A 21,206-nucleotide genomic window follows, 5' to 3' on the forward strand; every position below is an offset into this window, starting at 1 on the left:
CATCCGACCGATGGCGACCCCTTCGGCATAACAAAAAATCCGCATAGACTCACTATGCGGATTTTCTGTTATCTTGGGGATGCTGTTTACAACTTCACCTTGCGCTTGGCGCCCTTGCTCTCATTGCCTACGCGGTCGAGGGCAGTCACCACATATTTATATTTCTTTGTACCGCCGTCGTAGGGCAGCCGGTAATAGGTGTCATAGGTTATCTCTACGATTTTGGAAGCGTCTGCAAGGTTTACTTTCTCGCCCTTGGCGAAGCGGTAAATGACATAGCGGCGCGCCTCGTCGCCCCATTTCTTCGCTTTGGGGGCCGACCAGTAGAGCATCAGTCCGTCTTCTGTCCACGCGTCACCCATCTTGGCTGGCTTCTTGGGTGCCTTGTTGTCCAGGAAAGGCATATATGGAGGCAGAGCCTTTGACTTCCAGTATACGTTGCGCAGCATGGTGCCGTAGCTGCCCATGTCTTCGGCAGCCACCTTGGCATACCAGAGCACGGTGCCGCTCACGTTGCGCAACTGGCGGTGCAGACTGAACTTGGCAGCCATCTGATGGGTGTTGGGGTTGGCAGGGTCGCTGTTCTGCACGGTGTTCTCGATGCTCTCGCCGATGTAGAGCGGACGGTTGGCCATGTGTTTAGCCCACCATTTGATGAGCTTTTCATAGTCTGCCAATGGATGACCGATGTGCCAATAGAGCTGTGGCACGCAGTAGTCTATCCATCCGTTGTTGACCCACAGCAGCACGTCGGCATAGAGTTGGTCGTAGTTCTGCAGACCGTTGGTGTCGCTACCTATGGGCGAACTCTTCTTGTTGCGGTAGATACCAAAGGGCGACACGCCAAACTTGACCCAAGGCTTGAGCTTGTGCACGTGCTCGCCCATCTCCTTGACAAAGAGATTGACATTGTAGCGGCGCCAGTCGCCACGGTCAGCTATACCATTATTATATAGGGCATACTCACGGTCATCGGGGATGGGGCGACCGCCTTCGGGGTAGGGGTAGAAATAGTCGTCGATGTGTATGCCGTCGATGTCATAGCGGCTCACGATGTCGTCGACCACCGAGAGGATATAGTCGCGGTTCTCCTTGAGTCCCGGGTTGAGCACATAGAGACCGCCATACTCGAACGCACGCTCAGGGTGAGTCTTGAGGATGTGGTTGTCGGCCAGACGGGTAGGGCTCTTCATGCGGGCGCGATAGGGGTTTATCCACGCATGAAACTCCATTCCGCGGCGGTGACACTGCTGTATCATCCATGCCATTGGGTCCCAGTAGGGAGATGGTGCCTTGCCCTGCACTCCGGTGAGGTAACGGCTCCACGGCTCAATCTTACTCTCGTAGAGGGCGTCACATTCGCCGCGCACCTGGAAGATGATGGCGTTGGCGCCATCCTTTTCCAGCTCATCGAGCTGATGGGTGAGCATCTGCTGTATTTCTGCTGTCGATTTACCCAGATACATACCGTTGACAAACTGCATCCAAGCGCCTCTGAACTCACGTTTGCCCCCGTCGGCATACATGCTGGTAGGAGCGAGCAGCCATAGGGCTGCCACCATTACAATCAGTAGTTTTTTCATTATTTGGTTTTGTTCCTCTGTTTTCTACTACAAAAATACGATGATTGTCGAGGATATCAAAATAATCAAGGAACAAATTGTAAAAAAGCCTTTATCTTCCTTCACTTTTCCCTCTTCAGCACCATACTGTGGCGCTATGGGCGTGTCGATTGCGTCTCTGTCGGGCACAAACGACAAATCCGCCATGACAGAGACAGATGCCCTTGTCGTGGCGGATTGGCTGGTTTTCGTGACCGACAGCTTAGAAGCGGTAGCTCAGCGTTGCCATCACCTGGTTGCGGTCGTGGCTCACCTTGGTGGCTCTTACGATGCAGTTGTTTTCGGGGTTGGTGTCACCGTAGTAGCTCATGAAGGGGTAGAAGTCGCCATTGGTATGGCTGTATTGGTAAGCCAGGTCGAGGTTGATGTTCTTGCTGGCTTGGAAACCCAGACCCAGGGTGAAGCGGTTGGTGGCTTTCCAGTTGGTGTAGTCGGTAGAGGTAGCGTAGCCCGAACCGGGAGACTCGAGCGAACCGTCGCGGAAGCCGTTCTCGTCGAAGACGGCAGAAACCCAGTTGTAGCCTGCGCGCAGAGCCAGTGTAGGCAGTGGCTTGAACTCGGCACCCAACTTGAGGGTATGCACACCCTTGAGCGTGCGCTCGGTATGGGCGTTCATCACGTCGTCGCTGCTGCTGGTGTCATAGGCGTCGCCGTACCATGGGTCGTAGTATGTGCCGTCTATCACGCGGTTGTCTATGCTGCCATAGTCAGAATACTCATAGGTGGCACCCAAGGCGAGGTAGCTGCCCACGGTGTGGCCCAGACTCACACCAAACTTCCACGGAGTATATATCTTGTACTCGTAGGTGCAGTAGTTGCGGATGTAAGCGCTGCTGTTGTTATCCGACAGGTTTCCGCTGTACTGTACAAAGCCGCTGCCGGCGTCGCCCCTCAGTTTCAGGTCATAGAAGACAGGGCTGTTGATGTACAGACCCACGCGGAAAGGCGAGCCGTCAATGGGCAGGAAGATGGCACCCACCTTGACATCGACGCCAGTACCGTCTATCTTCAGCCGTTCGGCAGAGGCACCGTTGGTGTTCTGCTCCAACTGCTCAAAGTAGGTACTGCTGGAGCGATAGTTCACATCATGTAAGCCCGCGGTGACTCCGAGGTAGAAGCTGTTGCTCACAGCGCCACTGATGTTGAAGTCGTAGACGCCGATGTAACCATGCTGGTACTGGCCGAAGTCAAAAGCCTGGCCGTTGTAGTAGTCCATGTATTTATTGCCCTGGTCGTCGGTCTTCTCGAGTATCTTCTTGTAGTTGGCATCAATGGCGTTCCAACCCCATTCGCCCACCTTGTCGTACTTGATGGCCGAGAGCTTGTTCTGTGAAGCCATAGAGAGCGCACCGCTGGCAGTAAGTATCTGGTCGAAGTTGCGGCTTTTGTGGTAGTTGAAGCCCACGTTGATGCAGGGCTTGCCGTTAATCTTGAGCGGAGCCACGATACCTATCTGGTCAAAGCTGGCATTGGTCTTGTGACCGCCGCTCACGCTGTGGCTCTCCACGCCGTTCTGCCATACCAGTCCGCCGGTGACACTCACCTGGGTACGGCTGAAGAAGCCTGTACCGGCAGGGTTGCTGGTCATCGTCGAGATGTCGGCACCCAGCGCCTCCATAGCGCCACCCATACCTACGTAGCGGGCGGTACCGTTGAGGTCGTTGCCGATGAGCTTGGTATCTTGATATGTCTCCTGGGCGGTGGCTGTCAGGGCAGTCATCGAAGCCAACAGGGCAAAAAACAAATTCTTGGTGTTCATAATCTTATCTGTTTGTTATAGTTTTCAACTGTGTGTTGGGGTTTGTGTTATCGGTGTCCGCCACCAAAGCGTCCGCCGCCACCACCACCGGTGTGTCCGCCGCCGAAGCCGCCACCGCGCGAGCCTCCAAATCCGCCGCCAAACGAGCCAGAGGGCATCGAGGGCGTGCTGGGACGCCCGCCGAAGTTATAGTTGTCCTGGCGGGTAGGGTTGTTGCGGTTGCCGAAGGTGCGGTTGTCGTAGGTACGACTGTTGCGACCGCCAAATGAGCGCGTGCCGTTCTGTCCGTAAGCCATGCTGCGGCCCGAACCCTGACGCTGCGTCCCACCCCAAGAGCGGTAGCCGGCATAACCGCCACGGCTGCCACTGTGGGTGACATAGACGCCGCCCCAGTAGCCCGGCCATCCCCAGCCATGGTAGTAGCCTGGCCATCCCCAACCTGCATAGTAGTAGGGATTGTACCAGCCATAGTAGCCATAATATCTGGGATACCAGGGGTCGTAGAACGGGTCGCCATACCATGGGTCATACCACGCCCAACGCCAATAGTAGGGCGAATATCCATAACTATAGCGGTAGCTGTAGAGCCATGGGTCGTAGTAGCCGTCCCATCGGCTCATGCGGCGGCTGTAGGCAAAGTCGTCGTCGACAGCGTTGTTGCGGTATTTGGCCACAAAGGTAGTGTCTACATACGCCGAGTCGGGATAGACACCATTGCCCTGCTGAAACTGGATGATGTCGTTGCCCAGACTGTCATTGCCCAATTTCTGATAGTGGCTCCAGTATTTGCCACGACGGTTATATTCATCCACATCACGGTTGCTGCCCACATAGTATGCGGGCTCGGTGTCGGCCGAAGCCTGCGCCTTCTTCTTCGGGGTGAAATAGAGGTCATCCTGTGCCATCGCCGAGAGCGGTAGAGCACAGAGAAGCACTGCAAGAATATACAATTGTTTCATATCTCTTATTACTTTTAATAGCTATTCAGTATCTTACACTGCAAAATTAGTACCATTGTCACTGCAAAATTAAGGAAAAACCCTAAAGGATGGTAGGTTTTTCCCTATTAATTTATAAATTTGTAACGCAATTATAAAAGTTTAATCAATAGGAGTATATATATGAAGTATTTGGCAGCCCATTTCGAGATTGCTTGCATGGACGACATGATGCAGATTGCCCGCGACCTGCTCATGGACGTGGCCGGCGAAGCGGGTTTTGAATCCTTTGAAGACACCGAGCGTGGCGTTGACGGTTATGTGCAGGAACAGCTCTTCGACCGCCAGTTGCTTGACGATGGTATAGCTTCCTTTCCGCTCGACGGAGTAAGCATTGTATATAATATTAATAAGGTGGAAGACCAGGACTGGAACGCTGTGTGGGAAGAGCAGGGCTTTGAGCCTATCGACATCGACCACCGCGTTGTGGTCTACGATGCCAAGGGCGAGGTGCCCCAGCACGATGCCGGCGCCGTGATGATAGGCATCGATGCACGTCAGGCTTTTGGCACAGGTACCCACGAGACCACGCAGATGATAATCGCCTCGCTGCTCGATATGCAGCTCGAGGGCAAGAGTGTGCTCGACTGCGGCTGTGGCACCGGCATCCTCTCGATAGCCGCCGCCAAGTGTGGCGCCACGCACTGCGTGGGCTACGACATCGACGAATGGAGTGTGGACAACAGCCGCCACAATGCGCAGCTCAATGGTGTGGATATGCGGGTGTTGCTGGGCGACGCGTCGGTCACAGCCACGCTCAACGAGAAGTTCGATGTGGTTCTGGCCAACATCAATCGCAACATACTCCTGGCAGACATGCCCGCCTTTGTCGGCGTGATGAAGGAGGGTGGGGCGCTCATATTGAGCGGATTTTATCCCTCCGATACCGCCATGCTCTGCGACAAGGCTGCCACCTTGGGTCTCACGCTCACCGCGCAGAAGAGCAATGGCGACTGGGCGTGCCTCATGTTCTGCAAGTAGACTAAGATGCTCCGCACCGGATGTTCCGGCAGCAGAGCGACCGATAAGACGACCGCCGCACGGATGACCACTGGTCTCTGTGCGGCGGTCGTCGGTATATGTGCCACCACTGTCAGCCCGTAGCAGCATCGCCAAAAGTCTGCCGTGATGCTTTCTAAACACAATGCGTGGTGGGAAACGTGTAATTCAAGTCTTGCAACCATCATTTCATACTTGGAATTTCTAAATTCCAACTTTGAAATCATCGTGAAGATGGTCGCGGCAGAGTCGGCGTTATCCTCCTATGTGCTGAAGGTGCCCTCTACGCTGGTGGGGATACCCTCTACGCTGATGGGGATACCCTCGACGCCGCTGGTGATGGTCACGGCGCCGACATAGTGGCATGCGGCCATGACGGTCACGGACGGCAGGGATGTAGATGATAAAGATGTGGGGATGGCGCTGCGGTGTAATGCGCCGGAAGCGGATAGGGGATGGCGCTCATCAATAGGTATCTTCGTGACTGCCTATTGTGAGTTTCTTGAGGTCATAGTAAGAACCGTTGTAGACATTGAAGTCTACTGGACCCTTGATGCCAGGCAGACGGCCTGCATCGGTGTGTTGCCAGAATTTCCATGCACCCTTGTATTCTATCTTGGGCACATAGTAGTGGGCTATCCAGTAAGGATAGTCGTCAAAGACAGGAGCGCTGAGATACTTCTCCTTGAACTTGTAATAGGTGTAAAGGATGGGCTTGACATGATAACGGTCTTCCACGATATGCAGCCACGTGAGTATGTCGCGCTGGAACTCCTCTATCGACTTGTCCTTGGGCGCGTGCTCTATATCCAGCACGGGTGGAAGGTCTCCCTCTTCGAGCTTAACCTTCTCAAGAAAGTAATAAGCCTGCTGGCGGGCCGACGATTTGTTGCTCCAGAAGTGGTAGGCACCACGAATAAAACCATATTCGAGTGCATTGTGGAAGTTACTCTTGAAGTTTTCGTCCATGCGGCTGGCTCCCTCGGTCGACTTGATGATGACAAATCTCAGCGGGCAGCCTGAAATCATGCCTCCTTGCAGCTTGTCCCAGTCTATGTTGCCCTGGTAGTGGGATATGTCGATGCCGTGTATCTCGAAACCCTTAGGATATCTGGACTCGCCATAGAGGGCACGCCATCTGAAGCCAGTAGGGCCGACGAAGAAGTAGTAGAAAGCCCAACAATAGAGAACGGTTACCGCGAGACCACCAACCCAGAATGTCCAACGCGGCATGCGGTGATGCCAACGATGGGCACCACACCGAGTGGCACCACGCTTGGTCTTGCTGTGGTGTGACTTGGGGGGAGTGATGTTGCGGGTAGTCTTTCTCTTATCCATGTAAAAAATGCACCGGATATCCCTGGTTCAGCGCAGTGGCTGCTTCAGGACAATCCGGTGCATGAATATCATTCTAATTATTTACCAAGCTGTTCGAGCGACAGTGTGCGTGTGGTGCGGTCGCAAACTGAAGCGGGACCCCAGTACTGGATAGGACCGGGATAGACATAGCAGGTCTCCTTGGCCCACTCGTCGCGCTTCTCGGCGAACTTCTTGAAGGGCGCACCGTCGAGCTCTACGAGAGCCTTGCGGATTACGGGCTTCATCTCGCCGTTGCGGCGCTCCATGTTCATCATCATGGTGATTGGCACACCTCCTGCCTTCCACTCATCGGTGGGAGCGGTAGTGTTCTTGACGATGGCCATGTAGCCAGTCTTGCCGTTGGCAATCAGCTGAACGGCGCTTACGCCGAGTGCATAGCAATAGTCTGCGTCGAAGTTTGATGGAGCAGCGCAGCGTCCTTCATAACCAAAGAAGTGGTGGATAGCTGCAAACTTGCCAACAAACTTGCCCTCGTTCTTCCACTCAGCCAACTTGTCGGCTACCATGTCAGAGATGAGCTTCTCGGTCTCGATGAGCGATACCTGTACGTTTCCGTGGGGGTCGCGGTCGAGTGAGAGCTGGCGGGCTACGTCGCCGGGCAGTGTCTTGAAGGTCTCGGCATTCTCGGCAGAGAGATGGGCGAGGATATACTTCTTCTGCTCATTGGCCTCGAGGTTCTTGTACTCCTCACCGTGGGCAGCGAGCAGGTCGTTGAGCTCGTCGATGAGACGGCCGATAGAGGGGATGAACTCGATGAGGCCCTCGGGGATGAGGACAACACCGAAGTTGTTGCCAGCAGCAGCACGGTCGGCTACAGACTGGGCGATGCCTTCTACAATCTGGTTGAGGGTCATGTCCTTCTGCTCTATTTCCTCTGAGATGAGGCAGATATTGGGCTGTGTCTGCAGTGCGCACTCGAGTGCGATGTGTGAAGCCGAGCGTCCCATCAGCTTGATGAAGTGCCAGTACTTACGGGCAGAGTTGGCATCACGCTCAATGTTGCCGATAACCTCTGAGTAAGTCTTGGTAGCGGTATCGAAACCGAAAGAAGTCTCAATCTGGTCGTTCTTCAAGTCGCCGTCGATGGTCTTGGGCGCACCGATAACCTGTACACCGTAGTTCTTGGCGGCATAGTATTCGGCCAGAACGCAGGCGTTGGTGTTGGAGTCGTCACCACCGATGATTACGATGGCGTTGATGCCGAGCTCGCGGATAATCTCGAGACCCTTCTCAAACTGGTCTTCCTTCTCCAGCTTAGTACGGCCCGAACCGATCATGTCAAAGCCACCGGTATTGCGGTAGTCGTCGATGATTTCGGCTGTCAGTTCCTTGTAGTTGTGGTCAACGAGACCGCCGGGACCCATGAGGAAGCCGTAGAGCTTGTTCTCGGGGTTGAGCTTCTTGACAGCGTCGAAGATACCGCTGATGACGTTGTGGCCGCCAGGAGCCTGGCCGCCAGAAAGGATTACACCTACATTGATTTTCTGGCTCATTGCCTCATCGCCGGGAACAAACTCCACGAGGGGCATGCCATAAGTGTTGGGGAACAGTTTCTTGATTTCTTCCTGATCGCCTACGCTCTGGGTAGGCTCGCCTTCCTGTACCTTAACGGCACCCTGAAGACCTTTTGGCAGTTTAGGCTGGTAAGCAGCGCGTTCTCTCTGCAAAAGACTTTTTTTCATTTTACGTTTATTTGTTAGAATAGTTACCTTATTCAATTTCTGTGAGGCGCCCGGTTGTCCTTATGATAATGCCAAAAAGAATGGCGTCCTCAAAAATCGTTGCAAAGTTACTCATTTTCCATTAGATATTAAAGCAAAAGAGCAAGAAAATGACCTCGGGCTGTCTTTTTCTTAATCTGGCTCAACGACGGCAATGGTGGCGATAAAGACAGAAAAATGAAAAAAAGTGACCGAATATTTTGTTTTCTCTGCGATTTGCATTATCTTTGGCTCAAATATTACAACAACAATGAGTAGTAAACGAGACTTAAAGCGTGCGATACACAATGTATGCACAGCTCTTTTCGCCGAAGGAGTAGCAGCTTCTCTTTACGGCCCTGAGAAAAACAAGGAAGTGATTGACCCTATCTTCGCGTCTATTCTGGAGATACATTCTGACTTCACTCGTCGTGTGTCTTTCCCTGAACCGGGCATCAAGCCGAAGAAGTACTATAAGTTTATCATTGATGAGTTCAACAAGCAAGTGGCTGAGATAGTCGACCAGCTCAACGCGCTACAATAAGGAGACAATGTTACAGCAATTAGCACGCTGGATACTGTATAAAAGGATGGGATGGAAGACAATAATTACTGTCGAACATCCCTCCAAATATATTATATGTCTGGCTCCCCACACCAGTAACTGGGATTTTGTCATCGGTCAGCTCTTCGGTCTGGCAGAGCGTCGTACGACCAACTTTCTGATGAAGAAAGAGTGGTTCTTCTGGCCTCTGGGTCCGCTGTTCAGACGCTTGGGCGGCATACCCGTATATCGCGACCGCAATACGAGCATGACCGATACGCTGGCGCAGGCTGCGAAGGGGCGCAAAGACTTCTGCCTCTGCATCACTCCCGAAGGTACGCGCTCGCTCAACCCCGACTGGAAGAAGGGCTTCTACTATATTGCCCTCAAGGCAGGTATTCCCATACTGCTATATGCGCTCGATTTCGAGCATAAAGAGATACGCTGTACGCGCAGCATCATGCCCTCGGGAGATATAGACGCTGATATGCGTGAGATAAAGCTATATTTCAAAGACGTAAAAGGCAAGAAACCAGAACAGTTTAGTATAGGAGAGATAGATTGACAGTTAACTTTCACAGATGGTTGGTCATGGTGGCGCTGGCGTTATGCTGCGCCGTCAGTGTATATGCACAGGACAACTCGCTGGACGCTGCCACCGAGCGTCGGTTGAAGGACTATTTCCTCAACTATAAGTTCGATGCTGCCACAGGATATGCCCAGGCGCGCATGAAGAGCTACAGGATAGACAACCGCCAGCGCATAGTGACCATCACCGCCAACGATGCCTTTGCGGCACAGGATTTTACGGCCAAGATGGTCTCCAAAATCTATCGTAAGGTGAGCCGTATTCTTCCCTCACCTTACGATACATATAAGATACGTATAGCCGTCAATGGCGTTACCATCGACCTGATGGTGGATGGTGATATGGCAGACCCCAACTCTATTGTCAGAGCGTGGGGCAATATCGATTATAAGGGCAATGCCTGGGTGCGCAATGTGTCGCGTCCCTTTGACATCAGCCGCGGTCTGGGCAACCGTCATCTCACGGTCTATGCCAGCCATGGCCGTTTCTACGACCAGAAGAAGGGGCGGTGGCGCTGGCAGAGACCCAGTCTCTTTGCTACGACCGAAGACCTGTTTACTCCCACCATCGTGGTGCCCTATCTCATACCAATGCTTGAGAATGCGGGCGCCAACGTGTTTACTCCCCGAGAGCGCGACTGGCAGCCCAATGAGGTAATCGTCGACAACAACCGCTCGTCGCTGGGAGCCAAATATGAAGAGGTGGGCACGGGCAGCCGTCAGTGGAAGGACACGGAGAAACCGGGGTTCAGTTTCCATGACGGCCTCTACTCCGACCACGAAAATCCCTTCATCCAGGGTACAGCCCGACAGGTGAAAACCACGAAGAGCAAGTCTAAGATAAGCATCATATCCTATACGCCCGACATCCCCGAGGCGGGTAGATATGCAGTCTATGTGAGCTACCAGACGGTAGAGAAGAGCGTGGACGATGCCGAGTATATCGTCTGTCATAAGGGGCAGGAGACACGTTTCCGCGTCAACCAGCAGATGGGTGGCGGCACATGGGTCTATCTGGGTACCTTCGATTTTGACAAAGGCTGTAACGAGTACAACCGTGTGGTCGTGACCAACCATGCCTCGCGCAAGGGTGTGGTCACTGCCGATGCCGTGCGCTTTGGCGGCGGTATGGGCAATATCGAACGCAACGGCACCACGAGCGGCATGCCCCGCGCTATGGAGGCTGCCCGCTATTGTGCCCAGTGGTCGGGAGTGCCCTATGCCATCTATAGCACCAAGGACGGTGCCGACGACTATGCCGACGACATCAACGTGCGTCCGCTCACCACCAACTGGCTGGCTGGAGGCTCGGTGTATATGCCCTACAAGGTGGGCAAGAATGTGCCGATAGAACTGTCGCTCGCCGTGCACAGTGATGCTGGCTACAGCTACAACGGCAAAGACCTCGTGGGGTCGCTGGCTATCTGCACCACAGGCAACAACGAGGGTGTGCTCAATGCCGGTATACCCCGCAGTGTGTCGAAGACCTTTGCCAAAAATCTGCTTGACGGTATCTCTGCCGACCTCAAAGCCAAATACGGACGCTGGGTGGTGCGCTATCTCTGGGACCGCAACTACTCTGAAACCCGCAATCCCGAGATACCCTCGGCCATACTCGAGACGCTCTCCCACCAGAACTTCCCTGATATGGCTTACGCCCAGGACCCCAATTTCAAGTTTACCCTTGCCCGCTCGATATACAAGGCCATACTGAAATATACTGCCGCCCAGCACGGCACACGCTATACCGTACAGCCTCTGGCGCCAAGGAGCCTGCGCACATCGATAGACCGGCAGGGAAAAATCACGCTGACATGGGAGGCGCAGACAGACCCACGGGAGAGCACGGCGATGCCCTCTGCCTATGTGGTATATACCCGCAGCGGTGGGGGAGGGTTTGACAATGGCACGGTGGTAAGCAGCACCACCTACACCATGACGCCCCAACCTGGTACCCAATACGACTTCAAGGTGACAGCTATCAACGACGGCGGTGAGAGCTTTGCTTCGCCCATCGTGTCGGCCCTCTACAAGTCGGCAGAAGCCAAGACAGTGCTCGTAGTCAACGGCTTTGACCGCCTGTCGGCACCCCAGGTCGTCGACGACGGCCGCAGACAGGGCTTTGATCTCGATGCCGACCCTGGTGTCTCTTATGGACTCACGGCGTGGAACGGACGGCAGACCTGCTTCAACGTGAACCGTATGGGTGTCGAGAGTCCCACCGGACTGGGATATGGCGGCGAAGAGATGGCTGGCCTCTTCGTGGCAGGCAATGATTTCTCCTATGTCGCTACCCATACCTCGGCGATAGCCTCGGGGCATAAATATAATGTGGTGAGTTGTGACCGTGCTTCCATCGACGGCCGCAAGGTGGCGCTCGCCGACTACTCCTGTGTAGACCTTATCCTCGGCATGCAGCGCTATACCCCCTATGCTGTGCAGTACTACAAGACATTCACCCCGGCATGGCAAGAGATGTTCAGAGCCTACACCCAACAGGGAGGAAGGCTGCTTGTAAGCGGCTCGTACATAGGCTCGGATATGCAAAACGACGCTGAACAGCAGTTCCTGTCATCGGTACTGCAGTTGGAGTATCATCCCGCCGACAGCGTCACAGCCCAGCCTGCCATCAACGGACTGGGTATGACGTTTGACATCGGTCGCCGTCTCAACCGTCATCACTACGCTGCCACCCATGTCGAAATACTCCACCCCCAAGGTCAGGCCTACTGCGCTATGCAGTATGCCGACGGCACCTCGGCTGCTGTGGCTTACGATGGGGCGGCCTACAAGTCGTTTGTCATGGGCTTCCCCTTCGAGTGCATACAGTCGTCAGCCACGCGAAACCTGCTGATGCAGGGGATAATGCAATTCCTACAGAAACAATAATCAACCCTATAAGACTCCTTATTATGATGTATAAAATTCAAGCAAACCCCACGGGAACAAGAAGTATAGAAGTGAGCGAAGAGCATCTGCAGACCATCCGTAAATATGCGCTGCTCAAGAACCTCATCGACAGTACGGGTATCATCGACGAAACCGTGCTCGACAAACTCAAGTTCACCTTGCGTGCCCTGCTCGAATCTGAGGCCGGCAAGGACAAGGCGCTGCTCGACCTGTGTCTTGATGTGATATACCATAACAATATGAAGGCTTTCGGTCTGCACCAGCTCACTCTGCTCTATATCGACTGGGTCAGCAAGCAAGACCAGCAAACAGAAACTGAATCCTAAAACAAGCCGCATTGAAAGAATACCGACTTACTGATTTTCTCCCAACTACCAAGAAGGAATGTGAACTGCGTGGTTGGGATGAGTTGGACGTAATCCTTTTCTCGGGTGATGCCTACGTCGACCACCCCTCGTTTGGCGCTGCTGTCATCGGTCGTGTGCTCGAGTCGCAGGGCTATCGCGTGGCCCTCGTTCCCCAGCCCGACTGGCATGGTGATTACCGTGATTTCAAGAAGCTGGGTCGTCCGCGTCTCTTCTTCGCCATCTCGCCCGGTGCCATGGACTCTATGGTCAACCGCTATACGGCAAACCGTCGCCTGCGTAGCGACGATGCCTATACTCCCGGCGGGCGTCATGGTATGCGCCCCGACTATCCCTCGATAGTGTATACCAAGATACTCAAACAGCTCTATCCCGATGTACCCGTGGTGCTGGGTGGCATTGAGGCTTCGCTGCGACGCCTCACCCACTATGACTACTGGCAAGACAGTCTGCGCCGATGCATCCTCTGCGACTCGGGCGCCGACCTTATCGTCTATGGCATGGGCGAGCGTCCTATTGTGGAGATATGCCGCCAGCTCGAAGGTGGTACCCCGTTTGACCAGTTGCGCTCCATCCCCCAGACTGTCTATCTCTGTCGTGAGGGCGATATCCCCGGTGGGGTAGGCGACGACGATATTGTGCTCCACAGTCATGAAGAGTGTCTGCAGAACAAGAAGGCTCAGGCTGAGAACTTCCGCCATATCGAGGAAGAGTCAAACAAGATGCACGCCCAGCGGCTTATACAGGCGGTAGGCAAGTACTGTGCGGTGGTCAATCCACCTTATCCGCCGATGACGACCGAAGAACTCGACGCTTCGTTTGACTTGCCCTACACCCGAATGCCTCATCCCAAGTATAAGGATAAGGTTATTCCTGCCTACGAGATGATTAAGTTTTCTGTCAACATCCACCGTGGTTGTTTCGGTGGTTGCGCCTTCTGTACCATCTCTGCCCATCAGGGCAAGTTTATCACCTGTCGTAGCAAGGAGAGCATTCTGCGTGAGGTAAAGCAGGTCATGGAGATGCCAGGGTTCAAGGGCTATCTCTCAGACCTCGGCGGCCCGTCGGCCAACATGTATGGCATGCATGGCAAAAACCAAAACGCCTGTGCCAAGTGCAAGCGTCCGTCGTGCATCCATCCTCGTATCTGCCCCAACCTGAATACCGACCATTCCAAGTTGCTCGACATCTATCATGCGGTCGATGCCCTGCCCGGTATCAAGAAGAGCTTCATCGGCAGCGGTGTGCGCTACGACCTGCTGCTGCACCGCTCGGGCGACGAGAAGTCTGACAAGGCTGCCCGCGATTATACCCGTGAGCTCATCTGTCGCCATGTGAGCGGTAGACTCAAGGTCGCGCCCGAGCACACTTCCGACAAGGTGCTCTATCAGATGCGCAAGCCGTCGTTCCAGCTCTTCTATGAGTTCAAACGTATCTTTGACCGCATCAACAAGGAAGAAAATCTGAAGCAACAGATAATCCCTTACTTCATAAGCAGCCATCCAGGTTGCCAGGAAGAAGATATGGCTGAGCTTGCCGTCATCACCAAAGACCTCGACTTCCACTTGGAGCAGGTTCAGGACTTCACGCCCACTCCCATGACAGTCAGCACCGAAGCATGGTATACTGGCTATGACCCATATACGCTTGAACCAGTCTTCTGCGCCCGTACCCAGCGTGAGAAACTGGCCCAGCGCCAGTTCTTCTTTTGGTATAAAAAAGACGAACGTGCCAATATTGAGCGCGAACTGCGTCGTATTGGGCGTGCAGACCTCATCGGCAAGTTGTACAGCGGCACGGGTTTCGCCAACCGTCATGCCGTCTATGACGACAAGGCCATCGGAAGTCGCCCGGATTATCCCCAGAAGTCCAGGAAGAAGAAACCGAACGAGAAAGCATCGTTCAATCCCAACTTCAACCATTCCGGCCAGCGTCCTAACGGCAGCAGGAAGAACAGACCTGCCGACGGGCGTAGAAACCATCGTCGCGACTCCTGATGGTGTGGTCGCGGCTCATACGTTTACCATAATAAATATGTTGGAAATAAGACCTGCCACTCCTGCAGATACCGATGACATCATGCCCATCATCCACGGGGCATGTGCCATCATGCAGGAGAGTGGCAATACCCATCAGTGGGTCAACGGTTATCCCTCCCGTGACGTTATCTGTCAAGACATTGCCCGTGGCGATGCCTGGCTCGTCACTGGAGATGATGGCGACGCCGTGGGCTACTTTGTCTTCCGTCCTGGCCCTGACCCCACCTATCGCCACATCTATCACGGCGCGTGGCTCAATGACGCCCCTTATCACGTCATTCATCGTATCGCCGGCAGACCTCATGTCCATGGCATCTTTGATGCCGTGATGCGTCACTGCCAGGCTGCGCAGACCGACCTCCGCATTGATACCCACCGCGATAACCATATCATGCGCCATCTCATAGCCAAATACGCCTTCATCTACTGTGGTATCATCCATACCGAGATGGGCGATGAGCGGCTGGCGTATCAGTTGGTGGCCACCCCGTAAACCCATACGCTGCCCGAGATGCCCCCCGGCTGGCTGCGCATTATCGTTGTAAAAATAACAAGTAAAATGAAAATACTACGTCGCATTTTGACCTTCATCGCCTGTATGGCGGTGATAGCCGTGGTGTCCGTACGACGCGACCATCGGCTCTTGGGGTATGAGTTAGAAAACAAGGCAACCACAGCGCCTACTGATACGCTCACTATGGCGGGCGACACGCTGGTGGTGCATACCGCCATGCTCGCCCAGGATGTGCAGGGCTATGCCGGAACCACGCCGCTCGACATCTATGTCCTGGACAATGTGGTGGTGAAGATTGTCGCCTTGCCCAATGTCGAGAGCCCCGACTTCTTTGGCGAGGCAGTCGGTCTGCTCGATGCCTATAAGGGCAAGACCGTCAATGAGGCGCTGTCAGCCAAAGTCGATGGCGTGAGCGGAGCCACCTTCTCGTCTCAGTCGCTTATCTCCAATGTGCGCAGAGGTGTGGCCTATGCCTCCGCCCACAATGCTTCCGCAGCCGACGGTGCCCTGTCGTGGTCGCTCAAGACCATTGTAGCGCTCCTGGTTATCGTCCTCGGAATGACGGTGCCCCTCGTGGTACGCAACAAGAAGATGAGACTCGTCCAGTTGGTGCTCGACATCGTAGTGTTGGGACTCTGGACCGGAACCTTTGTGAGCTACACGATGCTGGTCAACCTCATGTCCAACGGACTCACCTCCTGGTCGCTCGTCGTTCCGATGCTCCTTGTGGTGGCAGCCTTTGTCTATCCCCTCTTCGGCCGCCGAGCCTATTACTGCACCCACCTGTGTCCTCTCGGTGCTGCGCAGGAACTGGCATTCAAGGTCCCAGCCCGCAAGCTCACCCTCAGCAAGAAGGCAGCCCACCGCCTGACCCTCTTCAAGGTCGTCCTGTGGAGCGTGCTCATGCTGCTCATGCTCCTGGGCGTAGGCTTCGAGTGGATGGACTATGAGCCATTCTCCGCCTTTGTCCTCAGTTCGGCCGGAGTCGTGGTGATAGTCTTTGCAGTAGTCATCCTGCTCATCTCCGTCTTTGTGCCCCGTCCCTATTGCCGCTTCATGTGTCCCACGGGTACACTGCTCAAGCAGAAGTAGGCCGCTCCACACCCAGCTTGTACCGTCACGACGCGTCAAGCTGGGTGTGGATTTTTTTTGTCCAGCCCCACGCGTTTCCCCACCCATTCTACAATCATTATTGTTAGCATTATAGTTATTGTCTATGACAATATAGATAAATTCATTTGTTTGTCTATAATTATATATCTATCTTTGCAGAAGATAGGCTACACCTCAGCCATTAAGCGAGCTTATGGCGTTCGGTTTGCACTATCTTTGCACCATCTGACAATAACGAATAACAATAAAGATATGGAGAACTTAACAGACATTATCAAAGGCAGCCAGCTCACGCTGGTTGACTTCTACGCTACCTGGTGCGGACCATGCAAGATGATGCACCCAGTGTTGGAACAACTCAAGAAGGAACTCGGCGACAGCATCCGCGTCATCAAGGTCGACATCGACAAGAACGAGTCTACCGCCATGCAGATGCGCATCCAGTCGGTACCCACGCTGATGCTCTTCCAGAGCGGAGAGATGAAGTGGAGACAGAGCGGAGCCATGTCGCTCGCCGACCTCAAAGCCACCATCGCCAAGTATCAATAGACTATTCACCCGCCAACCCTTACCGCTATGACGACCCAACCCCCGAGATATATTATAATAGGTGGAGTGGCCGGAGGAGCCACCGCCGCCGCGCGTATACGTCGCCTGACCGAGAAAGCAGAGATTATCCTCATCGAGAAAGGAGCCCATATCTCTTATGCCAACTGTGGACTGCCTTATTACATAGGCGGTGTCATCGCCGACCGTGACCGTCTGTTTGTGCAGACGCCCGAGTCGTTCGGCCGCAGGTTCAATATAGATGTGCGCACACTGAGCGAGGTCATCGCCATCGACCCCTCCAGCCGCCAGGTGACCGTGCGCACCGCCGACGGCAGCCAGTATGTCGAGTCTTACGACAAACTCCTGCTTTCTCCCGGTGCCTCGCCAGTGGTGCCGCCGCTGCCGGGCATCGACAGCGAGGGCATCTTCACGCTGCGCAATGTGGCCGACACCGACCGCATCAAGTCCTATATGACCGACCACGATGTGAAGCGTGCCGTCATCGTGGGCGGAGGGTTCATAGGACTCGAGATGGCCGAAAACCTCATGCACGCTGGAGCCCAGGTGGCGGTGGTCGAGATGGCCAACCAGGTGATGGCGCCCATCGACTATTCGATGGCGTCGCTCGTCCACGAGCATCTGCAGCAGCAGGGCGTGCAGCTCTATCTGGAGCAGGCTGTAGACGCCTTTTCGCGCCACGACGGCTCGCTCACCGTACACTTCAAGTCGGGCGTCAGCCTCCAGACCGACATGGTGCTGATCAGCATCGGCGTGAGAGCCGAGACCCGACTGGCCCAGGCTGCCGGCATACGTCTGGGCGAGATGCGTGGCATCTGGGTCGATGACTATCTGCAGACCTCGGTCCCCGATGTCTATGCCGTGGGCGACGCCATCGAGTTTCCCCATCCCCTTACGGGCAAGCCCTGGCTCAACTTCCTCGCCGGACCCGCCAACCGACAGGCGCGCATCGTGGCCGACAATATGGTGATGGGCAACAAGGTGAAGTATGAAGGCTCCATAGGCACCTCGATAGCCAAGGTGTTTGACCTGACCGTAGCCTCGACCGGACTGCCTGCCAAGCGGCTCAAGATGATGGACATCCCTTACCTCTCTGCCACCATCCACAGTGGTGCCCATGCCGGCTACTATCCCGGCAGTCTGCAGATGGACATCAAGATTACCTTCTCGCCCACCGACGGCAGACTCTATGGTGCGCAGATAGTGGGCTACGACGGCGTCGACAAGCGTATAGACCAGTATGCCCTCGCCATCAAGCAGGGAGCTACCGTCGCCGACCTTACCCGTCTGGAGCACGCCTATGCGCCGCCCTTCTCGTCGGCCAAAGACCCCGTGGCCATCACGGGCTATGTGGCTGGCAACATTCTCAGTGGCAAGATGTCGCCACTCTACTGGCGCGAGTTGCGCGATGCCGCCCTCACGGGCGTGACCCTCGTCGATGTGCGTACGTCCGACGAGTATGCGCTGGGCACCATCGACGGTGCCGTCAATATACCGCTCGACGACCTCAGAGAGCGTATGGACGAAATCCCAACCGGCCGTCCGGTGTGGCTCTTCTGTGGCATAGGGCTGCGCGGGTATCTCGCGTCCAACATACTCAAGGACAATGGCTACACCGAGGTGCGCAATCTGATAGGCGGACTCAAGACCTATCGTGCCGCCACCGCCCGTATAGCCCCTCCCGTGGGCTTCGCTGCCGCCGGAGATAGCGCATCGTCCACCGAGACAGCCTCTGCCGAGAAGGCGGTGGTGCGCATCGACGCCTGCGGCATCCAGTGCCCCGGCCCCATCCTCCGCCTCAAGCAGGCCATCGACACCCTCGCCCCCGGCGACAGACTCGAGGTGACGGCCACCGATGCTGCGTTCCCCCGCGATGCCGAGGCATGGTGCCACACCACGGGCCACCGCTTCCTGGGCCGACGTGCCGAGGGCGGAGTCTATACCGCGCTGATAGAGAAGTCTACCGCCTGCGCCGTAGAGTCTGCCCGCTCTCTGCCCACCGGTCAGGGCAAGACCCTCATCCTCTTCAGCGACGACCTCGACAAGACGCTGGCCACCTTTGTCCTTGCCAACGGAGCCGCAGCCACGGGCCAGAAGGTGAGCATCTTCTTCACCTTCTGGGGGCTCAACGCCATCAAGAAGGCGCACAAACCCAAGGTCAGCAAAGACCTCTTCGGGCGTATGTTCAGTTGGATGCTGCCTTCCGACTCCACCCGTCTCGCCCTCTCCAAGATGAACATGATGGGCATCGGCGCCAGAATGATGCGCCACATCATGACCCGCAAGGGCGTAGACTCGCTCGAGTCGCTGCGGCAGCAGGCCATCGACAACGGCGTGGAGTTCATAGCCTGCCAGATGTCGATGGATGTGATGGGCGTGAAGCGCGAAGAGCTGCTCGACCATGTCACCGTGGGCGGAGTGGCCACCTATATGGAGCGCGCCGAACGTGCCAATGTCAATCTGTTTATCTGAGCCTATGAACTTGCAACAGTTAAGATACATTATCGCCGTCAACCGCTTTCGCAACTTTGCGAAGGCGGCTGAGTCGTGCCATGTCTCTCAGCCCACGCTCAGCGCCATGCTGCAGAAGTTGGAGGAAGAACTCGACACGCGCATCTTTGAGCGCACCAATCGCAGCGTGGTGCCCACGGCGGCAGGAGAGAAGATCGTGCGCCAGGCAGAGAACGCTCTGGCAGAGATAGACCGCATTGCCGAGATAGTGGCTGAGGACAAGGGGCGCATAGGCGGAGAGTTTGCCCTCGCCGTGGGCCCCACCATAGCGCCCTATATCCTGCCCCGGTTTATCCGCCATTATCGCGAGATGTTTCCCTCGGTCCAGCTGTCTATCCAGGAACTCAAGGCCGACCACATGGTCGACGCCCTGCTGCGTGGTCAGCTCGACGCCGGCATCGCCATCTCGGGCAACGTGCGCGATGGAGTGCTCGAGATACCCCTCTACACCGAGCGGTTCTATGTCTATCTGGCAGAGAGCTGCTGGCGCAAGCTGCCCATTTTCAAGCCGTCCAATCTGGAGCACGAGAACATGTGGGTGATGCGCGATGCGCAGTGTCTCCGCGACAGTGCGTTCTCGTTCTGTAAAGCCCGCACCAAGGGCAACCACATCTACGAGGCTGGCAGTATAGACACGCTGGTGCACATCGTCGACGAGAACGGCGGGTTCACCATCGTGCCCGAGATGCACTTGCCCCTGCTCAGCGACAAGCAGCGCCAGAACGTGCGGCCCATCGATGGCGACTATCTCTCGCAGCGCCGCGTGTCGCTCTACATTAGGGCCGACTACATCAGGCAGCGCATGCTCAACACCGTGACCGATGCTCTCAAGCAGTTTATGCCCCCTGGCATGCTCGGCGAGGGTATCGTCAAGTATGGCATCAAGTTGTAGGCTTGCCGCCACCATCCATCCCGTCTTTCAGCGCGCCGCAAGGGAGGCTCTGACCGACACCAATCGGCAGACCACCCTTGCGGCGCTCCCGTTTATGGGCGTCGTGTACAGGGGCGGGGTGATGGCTGGCGAGTGCTGGACGGATGCGGATTGGGGTAGGGCGGATGCTGACGAGGGCAGGACTGATGTAGACGTGGGACGTGTTGATGTAGACGAGGGCGGGACGAATGTTGTAGTGGGCAAGGCGAATGATGTAGTGGGTAGGACGAGTGTTGTAGTGGGCAAGGCGAATGTTGCAGTGGGCAAGGCGGATGATGTAGTGGGCAGGGCGGCTGTTGTAGACGGCTGAACGGCTGTTGAAGAGGGCGTGGCAGTGGTGTCAGCCGTCATTTCACCCATCTTCTCCGAGTGCCTCTACAAGTAGACTTCAAACTCTGAAACAGAAAAATACAACCGCGAAATAATCATATCACGCCGCGAAACGATTAAATCAAACCCCGATTTCCCCTTTATCGCCATCTCCGCGATATTCCCCGTCATTCCCTCCGCTTTGTCCCTCAGTCTCGAGCGGCTCACGTTGATCGCCTAATGGCCGAAATGACATTTTGCAGTCATAAGTATAATGCACCAAACTACATTTTTCATCCCACTTCTTCGTTTTTTATCAAAAAAGGCTATAACTTTGAAGCACAATACCCCAAGGTG

At 55.2% G+C, this 21,206-nt stretch carries 17 protein-coding genes; 12 read left to right on the top strand and 5 right to left on the bottom strand.

Going from position 1 to position 21,206, the window contains the following annotated elements; all coding sequences use genetic code 11:
- Positions 1-86: 86 nt before the first annotated feature.
- From CIK87_RS02430 to CIK87_RS02440, 3 genes are all read right to left on the bottom strand, one after another.
- Complete coding sequence (locus CIK87_RS02430; protein WP_094385136.1) at positions 87-1,583, bottom strand: glycoside hydrolase family 10 protein; 1,497 nt, start codon at positions 1,581-1,583, stop codon at positions 87-89.
- Positions 1,584-1,824: 241 nt separating this feature from the next.
- The gene (locus tag CIK87_RS02435; RefSeq protein WP_094385138.1) at positions 1,825-3,381 is read right to left on the bottom strand and encodes an OmpP1/FadL family transporter; all 1,557 of its coding nucleotides are present in this window, start codon (positions 3,379-3,381) and stop codon (positions 1,825-1,827) included.
- 47 nt (positions 3,382-3,428) lie between these two features.
- On the bottom strand, positions 3,429-4,340 hold the full coding sequence (locus tag CIK87_RS02440; protein ID WP_094385140.1) for a hypothetical protein: 912 nt from the start codon (positions 4,338-4,340) through the stop codon (positions 3,429-3,431).
- Positions 4,341-4,502: 162 nt separating this feature from the next.
- Between CIK87_RS02440 and prmA the strand changes: the two genes are divergently transcribed.
- Positions 4,503-5,360 (top strand): 50S ribosomal protein L11 methyltransferase, encoded by an 858-nt coding sequence (gene prmA, locus CIK87_RS02445; RefSeq protein WP_022311544.1) that lies wholly within the window; start codon positions 4,503-4,505, stop codon positions 5,358-5,360.
- A gap of 483 nt (positions 5,361-5,843) precedes the next feature.
- On the opposite strand, the gene CIK87_RS02450 is transcribed toward prmA, so the two are convergent.
- Complete coding sequence (locus CIK87_RS02450; RefSeq protein WP_094385142.1) at positions 5,844-6,716, bottom strand: glycoside hydrolase family 25 protein; 873 nt, start codon at positions 6,714-6,716, stop codon at positions 5,844-5,846.
- A 77-nt stretch (positions 6,717-6,793) separates the two neighbouring features.
- Complete coding sequence (locus CIK87_RS02455) at positions 6,794-8,440, bottom strand: diphosphate--fructose-6-phosphate 1-phosphotransferase (RefSeq protein WP_094385144.1); 1,647 nt, start codon at positions 8,438-8,440, stop codon at positions 6,794-6,796.
- Positions 8,441-8,729: 289 nt separating this feature from the next.
- Here CIK87_RS02455 and CIK87_RS02460 point away from each other — a divergent pair, with 289 nt between their 5' ends.
- The 11 genes from CIK87_RS02460 to CIK87_RS02510 all read left to right on the top strand — a co-directional run bounded on the left by CIK87_RS02460 (position 8,730) and on the right by CIK87_RS02510 (position 20,850).
- Complete coding sequence (locus CIK87_RS02460; protein WP_022311540.1) at positions 8,730-9,002, top strand: hypothetical protein; 273 nt, start codon at positions 8,730-8,732, stop codon at positions 9,000-9,002.
- Positions 9,003-9,009: 7 nt separating this feature from the next.
- Positions 9,010-9,567, top strand: coding sequence for a 1-acyl-sn-glycerol-3-phosphate acyltransferase (locus CIK87_RS02465; protein WP_022311539.1), 558 nt, complete (start codon positions 9,010-9,012; stop codon positions 9,565-9,567).
- A gap of 26 nt (positions 9,568-9,593) precedes the next feature.
- Positions 9,594-12,479 (top strand): fibronectin type III domain-containing protein, encoded by a 2,886-nt coding sequence (locus CIK87_RS02470; RefSeq protein WP_094385146.1) that lies wholly within the window; start codon positions 9,594-9,596, stop codon positions 12,477-12,479.
- Positions 12,480-12,505: 26 nt separating this feature from the next.
- Entirely contained in the window at positions 12,506-12,826 is a 321-nt protein-coding gene (locus tag CIK87_RS02475; protein ID WP_094385148.1) for a hypothetical protein, read from the top strand.
- A gap of 11 nt (positions 12,827-12,837) precedes the next feature.
- Positions 12,838-14,862, top strand: a complete 2,025-nt coding sequence (locus CIK87_RS02480; RefSeq protein WP_094385150.1) for a YgiQ family radical SAM protein — start codon at positions 12,838-12,840, stop codon at positions 14,860-14,862.
- 37 nt (positions 14,863-14,899) lie between these two features.
- Positions 14,900-15,397 carry a hypothetical protein gene (locus CIK87_RS02485; RefSeq protein WP_094385152.1) on the top strand — a complete coding sequence of 166 codons (498 nt, stop codon included), beginning with the start codon at positions 14,900-14,902 and terminating at the stop codon, positions 15,395-15,397.
- Between the two features lie 66 nt (positions 15,398-15,463).
- Complete coding sequence (locus tag CIK87_RS02490) at positions 15,464-16,510, top strand: 4Fe-4S binding protein (RefSeq protein WP_022311534.1); 1,047 nt, start codon at positions 15,464-15,466, stop codon at positions 16,508-16,510.
- 273 nt (positions 16,511-16,783) lie between these two features.
- A complete protein-coding gene (gene trxA, locus CIK87_RS02495) occupies positions 16,784-17,080 on the top strand; it encodes a thioredoxin (RefSeq protein ID WP_022311533.1) in 297 nt (98 codons plus the stop codon).
- A 27-nt stretch (positions 17,081-17,107) separates the two neighbouring features.
- Positions 17,108-19,570 carry an FAD-dependent oxidoreductase gene (locus CIK87_RS02500; RefSeq protein ID WP_094385154.1) on the top strand — a complete coding sequence of 821 codons (2,463 nt, stop codon included), beginning with the start codon at positions 17,108-17,110 and terminating at the stop codon, positions 19,568-19,570.
- 4 nt (positions 19,571-19,574) lie between these two features.
- Entirely contained in the window at positions 19,575-20,501 is a 927-nt protein-coding gene (locus CIK87_RS02505; RefSeq protein WP_094385156.1) for a LysR substrate-binding domain-containing protein, read from the top strand.
- A complete protein-coding gene (locus CIK87_RS02510) occupies positions 20,485-20,850 on the top strand; it encodes a hypothetical protein (protein WP_094385158.1) in 366 nt (121 codons plus the stop codon). Before CIK87_RS02505 ends, CIK87_RS02510 begins: the two co-directional genes overlap by 17 nt.
- Positions 20,851-21,206 lie beyond the last annotated feature (356 nt).

Origin of the sequence: Prevotella sp. P5-64, assembly GCF_002251285.1 — a bacterium.
Taxonomy (GTDB): domain Bacteria; phylum Bacteroidota; class Bacteroidia; order Bacteroidales; family Bacteroidaceae; genus Prevotella.